The sequence below is a fragment of the Paenibacillus fonticola DSM 21315 genome, assembly GCF_000381905.1.
Lineage (GTDB): Bacteria > Bacillota > Bacilli > Paenibacillales > Paenibacillaceae > Fontibacillus > Fontibacillus fonticola.
Map to the genome: position 1 here is coordinate 121227 of NZ_KB907248.1, position 17297 is coordinate 138523.

Consider the following 17297-nt stretch of genomic DNA (forward strand, 5'->3'; position numbering starts at 1 on the left):
AAGAAAATCGCACAACCCTGCAGCATAAACATCAACAGGAAGTGGAAGTCAGGACGTCACAGCAGCCCATCCCAGCCAGCCATTCGCATATAGAAAATAACGGCTGGCTCGTTCACCCTCTGGGCCAGATTAAAGAGACCGACTCAAAAATCTCTATAAGGGACAAATTAAGGAGGCAGCATGAAAAGGCGTAATTCCGTATAAAATCCGCATAAAAAAACGCCTCCTCCGCTTATACGGTGAGACGTTCATTTTCGTGGTTCTGTGCGTCAGGATTTCGCTATCACATAGCTCCGCAGAACCTGCGCCATCTCAACGCCCATTTAACGTTGATGTGACCGCGTTTCTTCGTGTAATGCCGAGGACCGGGATCGAACCGGTACGGTAGTCACCTACCGCAGGATTTTAAGTCCTGTGCGTCTGCCAATTCCGCCACCCCGGCACATTAAAATGCGCCTGCCTGAACTAACTCTAAAAAATTCCGGCATCGTTGATTATAACACGATCTTCGATAAAGATTCAAGGCCTGCCGTTAAAATTATTTACCCGATTCAGAGCAGTTTGACGGAGAGTATCTCACTAGTAGCCATTTGCGAATTTTTTTGGTAGGTTAAAGGGAGGTAATTCATCCATCTCATTGCACGAGCTTGGTAGCAATCGGTACGCGAGCCTTGCTACGCTGGCACATGTACACATGTACGTTTCTTGTGCAGCATCTTACATCTAAAGCCAAAGTGTCTGGATACAATAACGATGACCATTGCTATATAGGGAGCGAACTCCAATGAACAATATACCGAAAATATTGATCTTCGCTGGGGCAGTGCTCATCATTGTGGGCTTGCTCTGGTCTTTTCTGGGCAGGTTCATCCATCTCGGGCGCCTGCCGGGAGATATTATTGTCGATAAAGGCAATGTCAAATTTTATTTCCCTATCGTAACCTGTATTCTGATCAGCGTCGTTCTGTCATTGATCAGCTATGTTGTCCGCTGGTTCATGAAATAATAGCTTCCTCATGAATTTGGGATAGCATTGAAAGAAGTGAAATAAACCGTAATCCTGGGGGAGGTTATACCATGAGCCAAGCAAAGAAAAACAACAAAGAAAACAAAGTGAAAAAAAGGCAAGGCATTGGCACTGGATTACCTATTGGGGCTGCTATGGGGGTTGGCTTGGGGATAGCCCTGGACAATCTTTCTATCGGAATTGCTATCGGCATTGCACTAGGCATCGTGTTTGATGGGTTTTGGAGTATGAAAAAATAGCCCTCGGACGAGATGCTCGTTACAATTTGCATATACAATTACATCTACAGCTAGGAGAACATATTTTTATGAGCAAAAAAATCGTAGCCATCGATATGGACGACACCATCTGTCATTTAATACCTAAGGCGCTTTATTATCATAATGTGCAATACCCCAGTCTTCAGCTCATGATGGAGCAGGTTACCAGCTTTGACTTGAGCAGCATCTGGCATCCGGAATGCACAGAAGAGGCTTTCTTCGGCAGACCGGGCCTGTATGAAGAACTGGATATCTTTGATGAATATACGGTCGAAGAAATTCGCAAAATGACTGCCAAATACGATGTTATCGTTATTACCGCTGCTCGCCCCGCTTCCGTTCCCGAGAAATGGAACTGGATGCAGACGTACCTCCCTTTTATCCCTTATGAGAATTTTTTTGTAGCGCGACGTAAATACTTGGTTGGGTTTGATCTGCTCATTGATGATGGCCCTCATAATGTTACCGCTGCCAGGGAAGCTGGAAAAAAGACCATCCTTATCCCCCGCCCGTGGAATGCGCATATACAGCATCAATACCAATTAAAGAACACTTGGCAAGGGATGAGCGACCTGGTCGATCAAATGCTAGAGGCTGAGGAGTAGCATTTATGAGCTGCCCTGCGGCCTTTAGCGAAACAACTCCTCTTGTCCCAATATCCGGTCACGGCTTAAGAGCTTAAAAGCTCGGCCAATCTCCCGCTCCCCTTCTTGCCGCAATATCCCTACTCCCCATACATATTGCAGTCTCCAATTTGGGAGGGTCTACTCTCCCTGTTCTAGGGAGCGCCTTTGTTCAAGGTCACCTTGTACCGTTATGCTGCATCGCCTGGAACGAGGAAAAGCATGCTCCGTATTAATCTGTATAAGGAGATGATTTTCTATGAGATTCTTTTTATTAATCTTCGTGCTGATCGCCGTGCTCAATATCATATTCCCGCGATTCAGCTGGCACATGCAGTACGGCTGGATGGTGAAGGGAAAAGACCTGGAGCCAAGCGAAGCCTATTTACTGATGACCAGAATCACCAGCGCATTAGTGTTAATTGTTGTGATCTTTCTATGGTCTAATTTCTTCTGACCCGATTCCCTGAATAATTCCTTTACAGGACAAAGAGAATCTCTGTTCCACAGTCCGTTCCTTCTTAAATTTACATGTATCCATCTTGGACACCTAGTCTGATCCGAGGATTGGGATTGGCTAAAAAGCACTTTATAGGCTAATGCCGTGAGCATAATGGGTTAAAGTCCATAGACTAATGTCGGGGATACACTTACTGATTAGGAGGTACGTTTATGAACGCAAGTGACTATCAACAGGTTTGTTGGAGCTGCATGAATAAATATGTCGGTGTTGAAACGACCGACGGTCATGCTTACGATGGTTTTATTGCCCATGTAGACCAAAACTATGTTACTCTCGCTATACCTACCAATGAAATGATCCAGCGCTTAGACGGATTACCGGCCAATGAATCAACCTACAGACAATTCGGCTTCCACCCTGGCTTCTTCCCTAGACGCCGGTTCTTCTATCGCCGTTTTCCGTTTTATGGCCTTTCGAGTTTGTACCTGCTCCCTTTCTTCATCTGATTTATCATTTTTTAGCTGTATCGTGCTGCATTTTTTCTACTGCTCCGCTGCCTTCGGCAGCGGCTTTCTTTTGCTCAAATTGAAACAACGGCTGAATATTCACGTATTTTATTGCAAGGAGTTGATTTGTATCGCTTCTGTTCATTTTTCCCGGCCTGCTGGGATTATTCTTTCCTGCATTCGGCACATAATAAAACCGAGAATTTAAAATCTATAGTTGGAGTGGTAAAAATGAATCAGGAAATGGAATACGGAAATGATTACAGGTTTATTCCAGCAACGTCAATCAGAAGCGGTATCGGGACTGAGGTACTGCCCGATTTATTATGCTATACCGTCCAGATTGTAAATATCTGCCTTGTTGGGAGTCCGGACACCGAGGATTTTGTTTTAGTAGATGCCGGAATGCCGGGGTCTGCTAATGAGATCATCTCTGTCACAGAAGAACGATATGGCGTCAACAGCCGTCCAAAAGCAATCATTTTGACTCATGGCCATTTTGATCATGTCGGGGGGGTAATTGAACTTGTCAAACATTGGGGAGTTCCGGTCTATGCCCATTCAATGGAGATGCCTTTCCTAACTGGCCAGAAGAGCTACCCGGAACCAGACCCGACAGTTGAAGGGGGCATGGTCGCGAAAATGTCCCCTATGTTCCCTAATGAGCCGATAGACTTAAGGAATAACGCACAATCATTACCATCTGATGGAACGATCCCTCATATGCCCGGGTTTAGATGGATTCATACGCCGGGACATGCTCCAGGTCATATTTCGTTATTTAGGGAGAAAGACCGGGCGTTAATCGCCGGGGATGCTTTCGTTACAGTGAAACAGGAGTATCTGTATAAAGTGTTCACTCAGGAACAAGAGATAAGCGGTCCTCCCCGCTATCTGACGACAGATTGGAAGGCTGCCAAACAATCGGTTATTAAGCTAGCGGCGCTGAAGCCTGCTGCTGCTATTACTGGGCATGGGTTACCTATGTCAGGTGAATTGCTTACAACAAGCCTTGAGAAACTTGTTAACGAATTTGATCAGATTGCTGTACCTGAATACGGGAAATATGTAAATTAAATTACCATCATTACCTTCAAGCACATAAGACAAAAAAATACCCTGCAAGCACTTGCCTGCAGGTTTTTTTATAATATACAACTCTTGGTTTTGACAATTGTTGTCTTGGTCTTGATAACTCATTAACCTGCCCGATTTAGCACCACGCTTCCAACGGCCCGAAGTGGAACATAGTCCTATACGTTAGGTAAAGAACATGCTTTATCCACATTTTTAATATCCAATTAATTAAATCCGTCTATTAACCATTCTTTGACCCTTAACTCTCTATTGTCGATAGTCCTATACAACATTTGTGGTGTCCATTCCCAGAAGTATTTCCCATTTGCTAAGATTAAAGCTTCCAGCCACTCCCCAAAATTCATTGACATAAAATTGAAATCTTGACTTGAATCATTCGTAAAAATACATTTTTCTCGAGTAGTATCTAAATAAATAGTCCCTGAAGGATAATGGGCAACTGGAATAAGACCTCCACGGATTGTATCAGGCATTAATTCAGAATTTTCGTCAACTTTATTTAAGTGATATATTTCGGTGAACTCTCCAAAACCAACGTCAAATAGTTTTGCTCCGTTATGTATACACATAAATTCTACATAATCATTTGGCAGATTAACATTATACTTTTTTGATATAAAGTCGATTTCTTCAATCCGGGCGGGTGGATTGAATTCAAATTTCGCAATTTCAAGCTCACCGCCTGATAGTTGAATTAATATTTCATTTTTACTATTTGTTCTTTTCCTTAATCCATCTAAAATCGTTTGGAAGTTAAAAAGCATCTCAGAAAATTCCTCCTAATATCCGGCAAACCAAGACGTATATAATTTATGAATTGCTTTAGGTAATGGGATTAAATTATTGGGATCATTTGTACCCCCATATTCCCTCGGTTGAATAATATGATGTATCTCTATTACTGGTCACTATTACCCGCTAAAAACTACTAATCTATCAAATCCTCTGAACAGAAAAAAAACCCTTGCACAGCAAGGGTTTCTCTTACGAATGGGCCCTGAGGGACTTGAACCCCCGACCAGTCGGTTATGAGCCGACCGCTCTAACCAACTGAGCTAAGGGCCCGAACGGAGCAACAATAAATTGCGGGGGCAGGATTTGAACCTGCGGCCTTCGGGTTATGAGCCCGACGAGCTACCGGGCTGCTCCACCCCGCGTCAGTAAATAGCGACAAGTAATAATATACACCATAACGACTCATGTTGTCAAGGAGTTAACCAAAAATTATGGAATAAAACGAACGCCATATTTTCCTTTGCGGGAACGGAATATTTCCACCTCTCTCATTTCATCAAAACCGTAAATCCACCCGTCTTGAACGAGTCTTTTCGCCAAACAGCCTGCTTGAAATTTTGTTCTGTATAATTTATTGAAATAAACCCATCTCATTCTGCCGTTCCTGCCCTTCAATATTTTGTAGATGAACCATTACATCTATAGAATACCCAACAACGCCAAAAAAAAAATCCCACCGGAAAAAATCCGGTGAGAAAACATCGTTAATCCATAACATTACTCCATCGTATAGGGCGTTCCATCCTCATTAAATTGAGTTTTAGGATTTTTCTTTAATTCCATCAGCATTTTATTGCCCTTCTCTTCCCATTCCTTAAGCGCTTCTGTGATTGACTTTTTGTTCTCCAGCACTTCTTGAAAAAGAGGTCTTCCGGCATTGGTAATTCCGAAAAGCCCAGGCATATCCCTCATCAGCTTCTCTTCCGCGGGGCTTGCTGGCGGTGTCGGCTTCAACTGATAAAACGCCTCGATATTGTACGTTTGACCTGCTTTAGGTGTAATATAAGATTTACGGGATACCATCTCATAAGAATTGCTGCGCGATCTCAGCTTGGCAAATTCTTCTCCATTTACAAATTTAATAAAATCCCAGGCAGCTTCTGCATTTGGTGCCGTACTGTTGATCGAGAACGTATTCCCAATCCAAATATTCCCGCCAATGTCCGGTTTCTCTGCATGAACAGGCACCGTTACAATATCCCAGCTAACTGGCTTGAAATCTTTGATTCTGTCCGCATTATTGTTCGCCTCGACAATCTCGTTAACATAGTAGCTTTCGCCAATTAACATCGCTACTCTCCCCGACAGGAATAAATCCTCATTGATTGGATTATAGCTCTGGCTCGAATAGGCATCATCCATATTCATGTTCAGTGAATTTGGAATAATGTTGTCCATAGCCAGCTTGCTGACCGCCTCCCATATTCTTTGCCACTGTGGCGAGTTAACCGTCATTAGCTCAGCCTTATCATCGTACATTTTTAGCTGAAGTGTAGGTATATAAGTATTGTTCATATCCCAATATGGATCGCTGTACCGATATCTATTGAAAGAAAAGCCATATATCAGGTCTTTACCTTCCCCTTTAGAAAGCAGACGGGCTTTTTCAAACACTTCATCCCAGGTCATGCCATCCGTCGGCGGATCAATTCCCGCAGCTGCGAACATGTCTTTATTATAATAAAGCGCAGAGGAGCTGAAGGAAGGAGACAAACCGTATAGTTGGTTATCCCCGTTTATTTCTTTCAAACTCTCAATGACAGACGGCACGATGTCTGATGTATCAAATTTATCCTCCTGAATCATCGGATCAAGCGGCTTTAGCAAATTTTCTTCAGCAAGCCGTTTAAGCGTTGTAGTATCCGCAATGACAATATCAACCGGATTGTTGCTGGTCATTAACTTCTTCATCCCCTCATAATAATCCGGTGCTACGTAAGGTCCCGCGTCGTAATCTCTATACTTATATTCAGAGGAATCCACCGCAGGAACAATTTCGATCCTCACATTGTTATTGAACTCGTAAATATCAGTATATTGCTGGCGGAACCAGGAATCATCATTGGATCCGTACATCATGCCGATCCGCAGCACTTTCTGCTCTTTGCTATCCGTTCCTTTATTGGGGCTGCTGCACCCTGCCATTAATCCTACAGCCAAGCTTGCTACCAAAGTGAAGGTTACTATTTTTTTAAGTTTGCCACTGTACCTGCTGTTCATTTATTTTCCCCCTCTAATGGTTTTGGTGCAGTAATCACAATTTTATCCCCATCAAATTCCATGCTGGCTCTGCCGCCAATGCCGACGGCCTCCAAATATTCCTTCGGAACTTGAAGCCGGCCGACACGGTCGACGACGACGAAAGCTTCGTGAACCTCCTGAAGCCCGCCCTGCTGCCCAAACCCGGACTCACCTTCTGCCTGATCCAAATTCGGATTCCGCTTTATGAACTCCGTGCTCGTCAAGCCGTCCCGAATAGCTACAACCCGGTCTACCTTACCAGCTAATTCGAGATCATGTGTAACGATCACAATAGTGATGCCCAGCTCTTTGTTCACATCCCTGAAAATCCGCATAATCTGATCAGATGTCGCTGTATCGACCGAGCCTGTCGGTTCATCCGCCAGCAGCATCTTCGGCCGGTTCGATAGCGAGATCGCTATGGCGACACGCTGCTGCTCCCCCCCGGACAATTGATGCAGCTTATTGTGCATACGGTGTTTCAGGCCTACCCACTCTAACAGCTGCTTCGCATAGTCACGATCCAGCTTGCCGGACAGCAGCATCGGCATTTCGACATTTTCCAGCGCCGTCAAGTACGGGAGCAGGTTGCGCGCATTGTTTTGCCATACAAAACCAACGGTGTTGCGTTTGTACTCCACTAATTGATCATCCTGGATTTTGAGCAGATCCCAGCCCCCGACGGATACTTGCCCTGCGGAAGGCCGGTCCAGGCCGCCCAGAATATTGAGCAGCGTCGATTTTCCGCTGCCGCTATTCCCGATAATTGCCATCATTTCGCCCTGCTCCACCGTCAAATTCAAGCCTTGAAGAGCGACGACCTCGATGTCCTCCGTTTTAAATATTTTCACTAGTCCTTCACAATGAATCATCGTCATTTTAGCGCTCCTCTCCCATCTTCACAGCCTGATGCACGCGAAGACGCCGAATTTGCCAGAACAGCAAGCCTGCTCCCGTAGCGAGCATGACGAGTACAACTACATAAAGCTGAAGAGTATCCTTTGAATCGAAAATAATCCGGAACGGCGGCACTTGTGTTGTTACATTGTCTGCCGTTTGCAGGAACGGCAAATACAGCTTGCCAACCACTTTTCCTATCGTAATGCCAAGCACGATGGACAGCCCGGCAGTAAGTATTTGCTCGGCTAACAGCATCGATGTCAGCTGTCTGCGCGATAGGCCCATGGCCCGCAAAATACCGAACTGTACAACCCGTCCAGACAAGTTAAAGAACCAGTAAAGGATATAGCCGATCAGTGACACGATAACGGAAACTAAAAATCCTAGGCTGAGAATACCAAAAACCCCGCCGCGAGTAGGATGCTTCCTCTGAACATCCAGCTCACTGCCCACGTCCTCTAACGAGTAAAGCTCGATTTCTTTCTCCTTCAACTTCTCGATCATAGGAACAATCTTTGCGCCTTCCTTCACCTTAAGCCATACCTGGTATGGGATGAGCGGCAACTGATCATTGATATAATCCAAATTCGTAACAATAAAAGGTCTCTCGTCCGGATACTGACTTGGCCAATAAGGCACGATACCGTACACGGCCAATTCAATGACTCCATCCGTTAAAGATACCGAGAAAGTGTCGCCTTGCTTTAGTTTATATTTCTCAGCAAAATTTGACGGGATAATTGCAGCAGCTTCATTCATTCCCAGCAAATTCAAATAATGATTTGGATGTACCGGGAACAGATCATTTCGGAACCACGCCACTTCTGAAAAATCGATATTATCGATACCCATCAACGTACCTTGGCCCGCCGATCGGCCCGACACAATGATGTTCCCCTTCGTTTGCAACACGCGGGCCGCATGCTCGACCCCCTCCAGCTCCCGGAAAGCCTGAAATGGCGGCTCTTCATTATATACGATCTTGGCGGGCGGAGTATTACCGCCAGGACCTCCACCAGGACCACCTCCCGCACCTGGATTTCCTCCTTGCTGCCCACCGCCTTGACCGCCGCCCTGTCCTTGTGACGGAGGCTTTGTCGTCTTTTCAGGAGTTCCGGTCCAAACCGCCTGCATGATGACATCGGTCCCATACTTATAAAGCGTTCGTTCTGTGGAGTTAATGTCAATCGTACGGGCCGCGGAAGCATTATAAACCCCGAGCCCCAGCGTCAGTACGAGCAAAATCATTAGCGGATAATAAGAGCTTGCTGAACGTGATAGCTGCGTCAAACTTAAATAATACGGAACAGGCAGCCATTTTTTCCCTGCCCAGCCGATCAATTTCAATATCCAAGGAAAAAGCCGCAGAAAAAAGAGACCGATCGCAAAGATAGCGATAGCAGGCACAAAGAACAGAAATGGTTGAACCTGCAGCTCATCCGTCGTCATTTCCGTCTGAAATGTAATCATTTGCCGATCCAAGAACAGGTAATAGCCATATCCGGCTATCCCCAGCAAAATGACATCCATGAAATATCGCTGCCACCACGGCTTCCGGTCGGAACGGGCCTGTTTCTGCTTGGCATTGACGATGGAGGACCTGGCATACGAAATCGCCGGAAGCAGCGTGGCCAGTATAGCGATAACAACTGCCGCTCCTCCCAACGCGATCGCATCCATATTAAATCCGACAGGTATCGATTTCCGGTTGACGAAGGTGAGAAATCCGTCCGCCGACCCGATACTTTTAGACATAAACCACCCCAACAATGGACCGATAACGATTGCCGCCAATCCAAGCAGCAGCCCCTCCAGCAAATAGATGAACACGATTTGCTTGGTGGAGGCTCCCCTGCTCCGCAATACAGCGATGTCGCTTTGCTGCTTATCCAGCGATTGCCGCGCATTCATCACGATATAATAGAACACCATGGCGATCATCGGGGCGGCCAGCGTGAAGAGCAGCGTCTGCATTTGCAAGCTTTGCTTGCGGAAATCATTTAGCAGATTGCCAAACGAAATGTCCACTTTAGTATCCTTCAGCTTCTGATATAGCTCCACGTTCAGGCGATCCAGTGTATTTTGCAGCGGCGTCAACTGACTCGTCTTTATCTCGCTAAGATCAAACGCGTAATACCATCCAGAATTGTGAAGCGGAACGGATAGCTGTTTTAACAAGCCATCGTTAAATGCTATGTCGCTGATGAAAAACTGGTTCATCATGCCTTCGAAGCCTTGATACCAATAAGGATCAGTCTCTTGAGACGGCTGGAATGTGCCGACGATCTTCACTTTGAGCGTTAAATCAGGCTTGCCGCTCACCGGGTATTCCATCACTGCACCGACATGCAAGTCCTGACGGAACATCGCTTCTTCCAGCATCAAAGCTTCAACGAATTCATTGTCAACCCGGTCCGTAAACATATTTCCGTTAGTTACGGAAATATGCTCTGCCAAGCCGCTCATCGAGACGATCGTCATCGCTCGTTTACGGCTCGCGTCCACCTTGGAAGGATCCTGAGGATACACATCCGACGCACGGATCGAGCGGGAATTGACGGATGTCTGCTGCGGGAAACCAATTTCCTCGGGCACATCATTGACAATATACGAGTGAACAGCCTCCAAGCCTGCAAAATCAGTCTTCGCGCCGCCACCCGCCTGATAACTCATCAACAAAGAGCCTGCCGGCAAGCCTTTGCTTTCTTCCTTTAAAGATTTCGTGACCACTCGCTTTAATGCGCCGTCCGAGTACATCGGAATACTTACCGTAAATGAGACGGCGACGACGAGTCCTAATAACGTACTTAGCGTCAGCCATTTCGTGTTCCACATTTTGCGGAACAACAGGCGTAATAAAGGCACACCCATTAGCGACCCACTACTTTCTGCCCCGGCTCTAGTCCCTTAACAATCTGCACATCCGTCGGAGTTTGAATCCCCACTTCCACATCGGCCTCACGCTTTGTTCCATCCGGTTCAATGACCTGTACATAGGTACGTGATCCGACCGTCCGTAATGTAGAGATCGGGATAACGACTGCGTCCTCGATTCGCTGAGTAACGATAGAAACGCTTAACATCGTCCCGCGTCCTAACTCTTCAGGCCATTTCTCCAGCTCCACAATGAGGTATTTGTCAATGGAGTCCTTCTCTGGCGCATTTCCTCCCATACCGTTGTTGCCGCCATTATCTCCACTGCTGTCCGTCGCGGAAGGCATCACTTTTACCTTGCCATTAAATGTGCCAAACGTATTAATATCGACAGTTGCCTTCATCCCGACGGCAAGCTTCTCCAAATCATCCTTGCTAAATGTAGCACCAACCACAAGCGCCGAAGTATCAGAGATGACGCCTAATGATTCATAAGCTTTGATGGTGCCGCCCTTCTCCGCCTTCAAGGAAATGATCGTGCCCGCAAACGGCGCCCGTAATGTCCCGTCAGCAATTTGCTGTTCAAGATCGATCAGTTCTTGCCGCGCTTCCTCAAAAACGATGGTCGCTTCCTCGAATTCAAATTCCTCTTTCTCGTCCTTGGTCCGCAGCGTTTCCTTCATTGCGATTTCCTGCTTGCGGAAATCCAGCTTCTTCTTGCGAAGCTGCTTTTGCAAATCTTCTACGTCAAGCTCAATGAGAATGTCGCCTTCAGCTACGTGATCGCCTGCTTTTACGCGGACGTTTTTAATATGCGTAGCACCTTTGTCATTCGAAAAATAGAGCGGCTCTTCCCGCTGACTTAATATTTTCCCCGTTGCCTTAACTTGCAGTTCAATCGGTTCCTTCCGGACTTCGTATTCCGGCTTTTTCGAAATCGTCGGCGGTGTAATGACCGGAATATCCTCTTCCTCTTCTTCATTCGGAAGCAGTCCGCAGCCGGATGCACCGATAAGAACAATGCACAATGATATAAGAGCTAAAGCCCGAAATTGCCTCTTTCTATTCAATAAATTTTCCATCCACCATTTCATAAACATGGTCTGCTACCTCCAAGATTGTAGGATCGTGAGTAGTCATGCAAATCGTCACTTGTTCCGTATGTATAATATTTTTGAATACGGCCATCACCTGCGCACCCATTTGCGAATCAAGATTCGCTGTCGGCTCGTCAGCTAGCAGCAGTTTGGGTCTATGGGCAATCGCTTTAGCAATCGCTACCCGCTGCTGCTCCCCGCCTGACATTTCAAACGGACGATGAAACATTCTTTTGCCAAGCCCAACCAACTCCAGGCATTGCGTCACGCGCGACTTCCATTGCTGGGAAGGGACACCTGCCATACGCAGCGACAGCTCTACATTCTCCCATGCCGAAAGCAAAGGCAGCAATGCATAGGCTTGGAAAATGAAACCGATCTGATCCCGCCGCAAAACTGTACGCTTGTCATCACTAAGCTTATGCAGCGCCTGGCCTTGAAACAAAATTTCGCCTTTGTTGGGCTGATCCAGCCCGCCAAGCATGTTCAGGAGCGTTGTTTTCCCCGATCCCGACCTGCCTTTCAGCATAACAAGCTGGCCGGACCGGACCTCCATGTTAATGCCCTTGAGCACATGAAGCTCTGTCCCGCCTACCGGAAACGTCCGGTGCACCTCTTTTACCGAAAGAATCGTTTCGCCTGGAGCCCTAGGCGCTGAAATTCGTCCGGTGTCTGCGCCTTCCATATTTTCGCTATCATTCATTAACTGAGGCTGCTCTGAATTAACGTTCACATCATGTTCCTCCGGCAAGCTGTCCCCGTTCAATGCTGCACTATCCAGGCCGGATTGTTTCGATTTTGCTGAGTTGCGAAGCCATCGCATCATTGTGTATCGGTCTCCTATGCTTCCTATTTTTCTTTTCTATAAAATCCATCACGTCTAGCATTATAAACGAAAAATCATGGCAAAAAGTTACAACATTTTTTACGATATTGAGATTTTATTTCCATTATTTATTCGCTGAAGGATGGACGCAACTTTGTTAAGATGACGAAAGCGCGAATTTTTTCGTACAAGGGGGATTATTATCATGACACGTCGCACGAATGCAAAAATATTATTTCTAATTACTCTCACGCTTTTTGTTTATAATAGTTGCAAGCTTCAGCCGTCCATCACAGCCATGAAGCAGAATAATCCTTTTCAGGACATTGACATGAGCTATGCTAAAAAAGAGATTGTGGCACTGTATAACGACAATATAATGACGGGAACCGAGCCTGGGAGATTTGCCCCGAAACAGTCCATCACCCGCGCGGAGTTTCTGACAACGCTGGTTCGCTTGCTCCGCCTCACTCCGGTACAAGCTGAAGTGCCATCTTACAGCGATGTTCCTTCATCCAAATGGTACTACGGCTACATACAAGCAGCTACCGAAATCGGCCTTGCTGCGGGAACAGGCTTTGGAACGTTTAGCCCTAATCGGCCTCTGAGCCGTCAGGAGGCCGCAGCCTGGATCGTACGAGCATTCAAGCAGCATCCTGCTCCTACTGCTACGCTGCCGCCATACCGGGATCAATCAGAAATTGCCTCATGGGCGCTTCCTTATGTACAGACAGTAACTAAGCTGCAATTCATGGTCGGGTACGAAGGCTTCTTTCAACCCAAGCAATCGTTATCCCGCCAGGAAGCGGCCTCTCTTCTTTATCGCGTACTAGGTCATAAGACGTGGTCGGGAGAAATCGGCAAAGTTATCAGCCAAAAAATTCAACTCGGCTGGCAATATGGACAGACGGCCGAGCAGTATAAGCAAAGCTTGCTGAAATCCAATGTTAACGTCATGTCTCCACGATGGTATTTCCTCGAAGGGGACGGACAGTTGCATGACTATACAGATACTTCTATTCTAAAGTGGGCCAAGCAGCATAACAAAGCGGTTTGGGCTATGCTGGGGAACAGTTTTGATATGGAGGCGACGCATGATCTTCTGTCCTCGCAGGCCGAAACGGCAAGCTTTACGCGCAGTCTTATCACATTCGTCCAAAAGTATGGATTACAGGGAATTAACGTCGATTTTGAAAATGTACACTCCGATGACCGTGCTTACTTCACCCGCTTTATCAAGCTGCTTAGTGAGCAAATGCATGAGACCGGAGCTGTTCTGTCGGTCAATGTGTCACCCGAGCTTGGCACGGACTGGACGGCGGCTTTCGATTACAAGGCCATAGGACAATATGCCGATTATGTTGTGCTAATGGGATATGATGAACATTGGTCAGGAGGCTCCTATGCCGGTTCTGTCTCCTCCTTGCCTTGGGTACGAAATGGTCTTGAAACTTTGCGGCAGGATGTGCCTGATCAAAAAATCATTCTGGGACTGCCCTTCTATAACCGTGATTGGAGAATCCAAGAAAATAGCACCTCGATCACCGCTCTCGATTCCACGGACATTACCCTTAAGAAGCAGTCTGAACTGATGCAAAGCTATAAGTTTCGCCCTGCATGGAATGACATGCTGAATCAGTATATCGCGACTTATAACGACAGTGGTCTTCACCGGATATGGCTGGAGGATTCCCGTTCTTTATCACTGAAATACCAAATGGCCCTAGAACGAGACATCGCTGGCTTTGCCTACTGGCCCATCGGCGGAGAGACACCGGATATTTGGACGAGCCTAAGTAATGCCGAACGTTATTCCTCGTACTCATTCTATTAAATAAATAACTTAAAGAAAATAACCATTCCCTTGTCATGCGGGAATGGTTATTTTGCTTAACTTTAATTTATACTCCGAATGATGCCGGATTTTCGCGCCAGGATTTAAGCAATGCCAAATGTTACAGTCCCTAACGGGAGCAATAGTACAAGGAGATGATAAGATCATCAACTAGTCTTGCCAATCGGTAACTTACCATATTTCTCTAGTAAAAGTAAAAATATATAAATACCGTTTACATATTTTGTATTATGTGTTAATTTAAAGCTATGTAATTCATTTTCATATTTTTAAAACAATTGTAGAGCTGGCCAGCTTACAATATAAACAGATTTTGTGCTTTTATTAAAAAAAGAAGAGGTTGATAAAATGAGAAGAATTTTTATTTTAGCAACCAATTGACCAACTTAATAATAGTGATAGTATTTTATATCATAGTAAGAGCATTCAATTACCACCAAACCTGACTAAAAAACAAAAGGAAATTCTTACATCACAGATTCGAGAACTGGAACGCAGTGAAAACAGTGGAATAAAGCCTGCATTGGTACCAACTCCAGTTTTCGTTCCGTACGTCGTCTCTTCATATGAATATGATAAAAAGAAATTAGCTACCTACTTGGAGAATAAATCCAACGTCACTCAAACTGTTAGCAAGACAATTGAAGTATCATTAGATATGTCTGGAAGCGGTACACTCGGAAAAACACTTGCGATACAATTAGGATTTCAAGCATCCTTAAAAGAATCATATACTGCAACGGCAGACGTCCCTGCAAGAACTACTTATTATGTTGACCAGATTGATCACTGGAAACATATTCAAGGAAAATACGACATATATTTATTCATGAATGGTGTACTTACTCATACAGGTAGTGGTGACTGGTCTGCTGAAGTTCCACAATATGTTGCTTGGAGTATAAGATAAAAGTAATTCTTAAAATTACTATAGATTAGACAATACAATTAACTGTAGAATGATAGTGAAATGATCACTAAAATACATTTCATTACATTTTACAGTTTTTAATTTAGGAGAGATTATTCATGAAGGATCGTTTTTATTTAATCATTGCTTTATGTACTTTTATTACTGGTAGTTTTTTTAGTCTGCTACTAAATTTCTTAACAGTAATTGTACATGAGTCGCAGCCAAGCAAACCATTAACAGATTTATTTCCGTTCTTAGCACTACCGTTTTATTTAAGGTTACTAGAAATTGGTTATTTGGCTCTAATTATTATCTTTCTTGTTAAATATAATCGTTCAAAAAGTAAAAATGATACAGGTTGATTTTACAAAAAAACTTCGAAATAAAAGTCTATCTGCATAATTAAAGAACGAAACATTTACGGAGACAAATGTTTCGTTCTTTGGGTTTTACTTTAACGACGCCGGGTTTTGCCGCCATGACTTTAATAGCTCCAGGTCTTCCGGCTGAATGTCGCCGCGCTGTACGGCCACATCAATCAATGCCGTATAGTTGGACAAGGTTTGCAGCGGGATACCAGCTTCAGCAAACGCCTGCGCCGCCTTGCCCAGCTGGTAGTTAAAGATAGCCAGCACGGCCAGCGGTTCTGCCCCGGCTTCTCGAACGGCCTGCGCCGCTTTGATCGAGCTGCCGCCGGTCGAGATCAGATCCTCGATGACGATCACCTTTTGCCCCGGTTTGATCAAGCCTTCGATCAGATTCTCCTTGCCGTGTCCCTTCGCTTTATCACGAACGTAAATCATCGGCAATCCGAGCTTCTGGGAGACGAATGCCGCATGAGGAATTCCAGCGGTAGCCGTTCCTGCAATTACTTCAGCCTGCGGATAAACACTGCGGATGATCGCGGCGAACGATTCCGCGATCAAATCCCGGATTTCGGGATAAGACATCGTAAGACGATTGTCGCAATAGATTGGCGACTTGATTCCTGATGTCCAAGTAAACGGCTGGTGAGGACGCAGAGCGACCGCCTCAATTTCCAGCAATTTATCAGCGACTTCTAGAGCAATTTGATTTGTATTTACCATGCTTTCATCATCTCCTCAATAATAAGCTCAGCAGCGCGGCGTGGATCTTTGGCCTGGGTAATCGGTCGTCCAACGACGATAAAGTCCGTTCCCTGACGGATCGCGTCCCCTGGAGTAAGTGTGCGGAACTGATCTCCCGCAGCACTGCCTGCCGGGCGAATACCTGGTGTTATCGTCTTGAAGCTTTCCCCGCAGTGCTTTTTGATCGCCTGTACTTCCAGCGGGGAGGCGACGACTCCGTGTAAACCAGCCGCTTTAGCCAATGCCGCATAAGCGACGACCGCGTCCTCCATCGTGCCTGGAATGCCTATTTCATGATTCAAGGCTTCCTGGCTTGTGCTCGTCAGCTGAGTTACCGCAATAATTGTAGGCATCGCAAGCGACGGGTCGCTCTCCAGTGCTGTTCTGGCGCCTTCTAATGCGGCAGCCATCATTTTCAGCCCTCCAGCGGCATGCACATTGAACATGTCTACACCTAGCCGGGTTACACTGTCAGCTCCACCTTTCACGGTATTTGGAATATCATGCATTTTCAAATCCAAAAACACACGATATCCGCGCTGCTTAAGCTCCCTGACAAAATCAGGGCCCACTGCATAATACAACTGCATCCCCAGCTTCACATAGCAAGGAATCCCTTCCAAATCCGCGATCAGCTTCCTCGCTCCTTCCGCAGTTGGATAATCAAGCGCAACCATAAGGCGCCCGGCAGCCTGTTCAAATGTACTCAT

General features: G+C 45.7%; 19 protein-coding genes and 3 tRNA genes. 9 read left to right on the forward strand and 13 right to left on the reverse strand.

Annotated elements, in window-relative coordinates; genetic code table 11:
* Window positions 1-356: 356 nt before the first annotated feature.
* Window positions 357-442: transfer RNA gene (locus G358_RS0105435), tRNA-Leu, on the reverse strand.
* A gap of 342 nt (window positions 443-784) precedes the next feature.
* On the opposite strand from G358_RS0105435, the gene G358_RS0105440 reads away from it, so the two are divergent.
* The 5 genes from G358_RS0105440 to G358_RS0105460 all read left to right on the forward strand — a co-directional run bounded on the left by G358_RS0105440 (window position 785) and on the right by G358_RS0105460 (window position 2879).
* The gene (locus tag G358_RS0105440; RefSeq protein WP_019636187.1) at window positions 785-1006 is read left to right on the forward strand and encodes a DUF2905 domain-containing protein; all 222 of its coding nucleotides are present in this window, start codon (window positions 785-787) and stop codon (window positions 1004-1006) included.
* Window positions 1007-1077: 71 nt separating this feature from the next.
* Complete coding sequence (locus G358_RS0105445; protein ID WP_019636188.1) at window positions 1078-1266, forward strand: glycine zipper domain-containing protein; 189 nt, start codon at window positions 1078-1080, stop codon at window positions 1264-1266.
* A gap of 68 nt (window positions 1267-1334) precedes the next feature.
* Window positions 1335-1892 (forward strand): 5' nucleotidase, NT5C type, encoded by a 558-nt coding sequence (locus G358_RS0105450; RefSeq protein ID WP_019636189.1) that lies wholly within the window; start codon window positions 1335-1337, stop codon window positions 1890-1892.
* Between the two features lie 277 nt (window positions 1893-2169).
* Complete coding sequence (locus G358_RS0105455; protein ID WP_019636191.1) at window positions 2170-2367, forward strand: DUF6199 family natural product biosynthesis protein; 198 nt, start codon at window positions 2170-2172, stop codon at window positions 2365-2367.
* Window positions 2368-2582: 215 nt separating this feature from the next.
* Window positions 2583-2879, forward strand: coding sequence for a hypothetical protein (locus G358_RS0105460; protein WP_019636192.1), 297 nt, complete (start codon window positions 2583-2585; stop codon window positions 2877-2879).
* A 4-nt stretch (window positions 2880-2883) separates the two neighbouring features.
* Here the strand turns inward: G358_RS0105460 and G358_RS32925 are convergent, their stop codons facing one another.
* Entirely contained in the window at window positions 2884-3024 is a 141-nt protein-coding gene (locus G358_RS32925; RefSeq protein WP_019636193.1) for a hypothetical protein, read from the reverse strand.
* An 86-nt stretch (window positions 3025-3110) separates the two neighbouring features.
* Here G358_RS32925 and G358_RS0105470 point away from each other — a divergent pair, with 86 nt between their 5' ends.
* The gene (locus tag G358_RS0105470) at window positions 3111-3956 is read left to right on the forward strand and encodes an MBL fold metallo-hydrolase (protein WP_019636194.1); all 846 of its coding nucleotides are present in this window, start codon (window positions 3111-3113) and stop codon (window positions 3954-3956) included.
* Between the two features lie 224 nt (window positions 3957-4180).
* Here G358_RS0105470 and G358_RS31550 read toward each other — a convergent pair whose 3' ends face one another.
* The 9 genes from G358_RS31550 to G358_RS0105515 all read right to left on the reverse strand — a co-directional run bounded on the left by G358_RS31550 (window position 4181) and on the right by G358_RS0105515 (window position 12710).
* Complete coding sequence (locus G358_RS31550) at window positions 4181-4741, reverse strand: SMI1/KNR4 family protein (protein ID WP_019636195.1); 561 nt, start codon at window positions 4739-4741, stop codon at window positions 4181-4183.
* A gap of 15 nt (window positions 4742-4756) precedes the next feature.
* On the reverse strand, window positions 4757-4876 hold the full coding sequence (locus G358_RS34385; protein ID WP_338042674.1) for an HNH endonuclease: 120 nt from the start codon (window positions 4874-4876) through the stop codon (window positions 4757-4759).
* 92 nt (window positions 4877-4968) lie between these two features.
* A tRNA-Ile gene (locus tag G358_RS0105480) sits at window positions 4969-5042 on the reverse strand.
* Window positions 5043-5060: 18 nt separating this feature from the next.
* A tRNA-Met gene (locus G358_RS0105485) sits at window positions 5061-5134 on the reverse strand.
* Window positions 5135-5489: 355 nt separating this feature from the next.
* Window positions 5490-6992 (reverse strand): ABC transporter substrate-binding protein, encoded by a 1503-nt coding sequence (locus tag G358_RS0105495; RefSeq protein WP_019636197.1) that lies wholly within the window; start codon window positions 6990-6992, stop codon window positions 5490-5492.
* Window positions 6989-7885, reverse strand: a complete 897-nt coding sequence (locus tag G358_RS0105500) for an ABC transporter ATP-binding protein (RefSeq protein WP_026342078.1) — start codon at window positions 7883-7885, stop codon at window positions 6989-6991. Before G358_RS0105500 ends, G358_RS0105495 begins: the two co-directional genes overlap by 4 nt.
* 7 nt (window positions 7886-7892) lie before the next feature.
* A complete protein-coding gene (locus G358_RS0105505) occupies window positions 7893-10784 on the reverse strand; it encodes an ABC transporter permease (RefSeq protein ID WP_019636199.1) in 2892 nt (963 codons plus the stop codon).
* Window positions 10784-11887, reverse strand: coding sequence for an efflux RND transporter periplasmic adaptor subunit (locus tag G358_RS0105510; protein WP_019636200.1), 1104 nt, complete (start codon window positions 11885-11887; stop codon window positions 10784-10786). The genes G358_RS0105505 and G358_RS0105510 overlap by 1 nt, the downstream gene beginning before the upstream one ends.
* Window positions 11850-12710 carry an ABC transporter ATP-binding protein gene (locus G358_RS0105515; RefSeq protein WP_019636201.1) on the reverse strand — a complete coding sequence of 287 codons (861 nt, stop codon included), beginning with the start codon at window positions 12708-12710 and terminating at the stop codon, window positions 11850-11852. The genes G358_RS0105510 and G358_RS0105515 overlap by 38 nt, the downstream gene beginning before the upstream one ends.
* Window positions 12711-12915: 205 nt before the next feature.
* Here G358_RS0105515 and G358_RS0105520 point away from each other — a divergent pair, with 205 nt between their 5' ends.
* From G358_RS0105520 to G358_RS0105525, 3 genes are all read left to right on the forward strand, one after another.
* Complete coding sequence (locus G358_RS0105520) at window positions 12916-14544, forward strand: S-layer homology domain-containing protein (RefSeq protein WP_019636202.1); 1629 nt, start codon at window positions 12916-12918, stop codon at window positions 14542-14544.
* Between the two features lie 619 nt (window positions 14545-15163).
* Window positions 15164-15475: a hypothetical protein gene (locus G358_RS32930; RefSeq protein WP_157274269.1), complete on the forward strand. Its 312-nt coding sequence runs from the start codon at window positions 15164-15166 to the stop codon at window positions 15473-15475.
* Between the two features lie 119 nt (window positions 15476-15594).
* Window positions 15595-15840, forward strand: a complete 246-nt coding sequence (locus G358_RS0105525; protein ID WP_019636204.1) for a hypothetical protein — start codon at window positions 15595-15597, stop codon at window positions 15838-15840.
* An 87-nt stretch (window positions 15841-15927) separates the two neighbouring features.
* Here G358_RS0105525 and pyrE read toward each other — a convergent pair whose 3' ends face one another.
* Together pyrE and pyrF are read right to left on the reverse strand one after the other, a co-directional pair.
* Window positions 15928-16566, reverse strand: coding sequence for an orotate phosphoribosyltransferase (gene pyrE, locus G358_RS0105530; protein ID WP_019636205.1), 639 nt, complete (start codon window positions 16564-16566; stop codon window positions 15928-15930).
* A complete protein-coding gene (gene pyrF / locus G358_RS0105535; RefSeq protein WP_019636206.1) occupies window positions 16560-17297 on the reverse strand; it encodes an orotidine-5'-phosphate decarboxylase in 738 nt (245 codons plus the stop codon). Before pyrF ends, pyrE begins: the two co-directional genes overlap by 7 nt.